The sequence below is a fragment of the Desulfoluna spongiiphila genome (genome assembly GCF_900101345.1).
Classification (GTDB): domain Bacteria; phylum Desulfobacterota; class Desulfobacteria; order Desulfobacterales; family Desulfolunaceae; genus Desulfoluna; species Desulfoluna spongiiphila.
Genome location: NZ_FMUX01000001.1, coordinates 726954 through 728457, shown reverse-complemented (window position 1 = coordinate 728457; position 1504 = coordinate 726954). Strand labels below are relative to the sequence as shown.

Below are 1504 nucleotides of genomic sequence, written 5' to 3'. Positions count from 1 at the left end.
AGGCCGGTGAAGACGGCATTGAGGCATACGTCAAGAAAGTCAGGGAAGGAAAAGCCACGGCTGAATCCATCGCCAAGGTGATGGACAACACCACCGTGGGGGCCATGAAGGGTTTGGGCTCTGCTGCGGAGGGCCTTGCCATTGTCTTCGGCAATACCCTGACTCCGGTGATCACTGCCACGGCCCATGGCCTTGCCTTTGTTACGCGGGGCCTGACGGCAGCAGCCGAAAAGTTCCCCAACCTCACCAAGGTGGTGGGAATCCTCACCGGCGGGACCATTGCTTTGACCACCGCAGCTGTGGCGGGTGGCTACGCCTGGACCTTTGTCAGCAGCGGCCTGCTCCAGGCTAAGAAAATGTATCAGCTGGTGAATCTTTGCATGTCGGCTTCAACGATTAAAACCGTGGCCCTTTCAGCTGCTCAGAAGGCAGCAGCCATCGGCACCTATGCCATGACAGCAGCACAATGGGCCTTGAACGTGGCTCTGAACGCCAACCCCATCGGGTTGATTGTCGGCGGTGTGGCCATCCTGGTGGGGCTTGGTGCTGTTCTTTACAAGAAGTTCGAACCGTTCCAGAAGCTGGTGGACTCCATATGGGGAAAGATCAAGAAATTCATGAAAATCGGAGGCCGCTTTTTTGGCTTCGGGAGTGATGAAGACACTGAAACAGCAGAAAAGGCGGCAAAGGTGGGCAATGTCGCCGGGAACATTCCCACGCCCCCGGATAATGTGGTGCCTTTCCCTGAGAGACAGAGCCAGGGCGTGGCCCCTGTGAAATTTCCAGAGGTTTCCCCGGCGGCCATGAACAGTTCCAGCACCGCTATTGAGTACAAACCCCAGATTAATATCACGGCCAACGGCTCCAACGTTGCCGAAGTCAAGGCGGCGGCGGATCAGAGCATGATGGAGAGCGAAGAGCGAGTCCGGAAGGTTATGACGGATATTCACCACGACGACAGGAGGCGCGCGTTTGCCTGATTCATACACCACACGGCAGGGCGACATGTGGGATGCCATCGCCCTGACCCGCATGGGAAGCGAGATGCACATGGCCCGGCTGATTGCGGTCAACCCGGAGCACCGGGAGACCGTGGTCTTCAGCGCAGGGATTGAGCTGGTGATCCCGGACACGGAAAAGAGAACCGAAACCGTTTTACCCCCCTGGAAAGCATGATGAGAAAAGCACGACTGAACCTGAATTTTGAAGGCAAGGACATCTCAAAAGAGATCTCACCTTATTTAAAGAACATGACCTATTCCGATTTTTCATCGGGCAAGGCGGATGATCTTCAGGTCACCCTGGAGGACACTGCCGGGCTTTGGTCCGGAGACTGGTTTCCTGAGAAGGGCTCCCGGGTAAAGGCGGAGATTGAGTGCTCGGCATGGGGCGACCTGGGGGGTCTTTCACTTTCCTGCGGATCCTTTCAGGTGGATGACATCACATCAAGCGGGCCTCCTGCCATCGTGACCATGAAGGCCATCAGCTCCATGACTTCCACGGC

The 1504-nt window shown here is 56.6% G+C and carries 3 protein-coding genes; all 3 read left to right on the top strand.

Features of this window, described 5'->3' with window-relative positions:
- The coding region (locus BLQ12_RS03120) for a phage tail tape measure protein (RefSeq protein WP_092208095.1) at positions 1-980 on the top strand (980 nt) is incomplete at its 5' end.
- A complete protein-coding gene (locus BLQ12_RS03115) occupies positions 973-1176 on the top strand; it encodes a tail protein X (protein WP_092208093.1) in 204 nt (67 codons plus the stop codon). The genes BLQ12_RS03120 and BLQ12_RS03115, both read left to right, overlap by 8 nt.
- On the top strand, positions 1173-1504 hold a 332-nt coding region (locus BLQ12_RS03110), incomplete at its 3' end, for a hypothetical protein (protein WP_217640225.1). The genes BLQ12_RS03115 and BLQ12_RS03110, both read left to right, overlap by 4 nt.